General features: G+C 60.4%; 1 protein-coding gene. It reads right to left on the bottom strand.

From position 1 onward, the window contains the following. A partial coding sequence (locus EOA22_RS37205) for a PAS domain-containing protein (RefSeq protein ID WP_127390782.1) occupies positions 1 to 432 on the bottom strand: 432 nt, incomplete at both ends.

Below are 432 nucleotides of genomic sequence, written 5' to 3'. Positions count from 1 at the left end.
CCCCGGATAGAGGTCAACGGTGTGCGCAACTCATGGCTGACCGCGGAAATGAAATCGTTCTTGAGCTGGGCGGTGCGTTTCTGCTCGGTGATGTCGCGATTGTAGGTGATGACACCGACGATCTTGCCGGACTCGTCGCGGAACGGTGCCTTGAGGGTGTAGAGCCAGCCTTGCCGGCCATCCGGCAAAAGCGCCGGCTGATCGATCCGCAACGTCTGCCCGGCCTCCAGCGCGCCCATCTCATCCTGCCGGAACCGTTCCGCGACTTCTTTCGGATAGAAATCGAAATCCGTCTTGCCGATCAGATCGTCGACTGAAGCGGCGCCAACCATTTCGGCGGTGGCCGGATTGGCGGCGATGAAGCGGCCGTCGACATCCTTTATGTTCAGGCAATCGGGCAGTTCGCGAACCATGGCCCGGTAGGTCATGTTG

Origin of the sequence: Mesorhizobium sp. M7A.F.Ca.US.014.04.1.1, assembly GCF_003998745.1 — a bacterium.
GTDB classification, from domain to species: Bacteria; Pseudomonadota; Alphaproteobacteria; order Rhizobiales; family Rhizobiaceae; genus Mesorhizobium; species Mesorhizobium ciceri.
The sequence above is the reverse complement of the archived record's forward strand: the minus strand, read 5'-3'. Positions and strand labels throughout refer to the sequence as shown.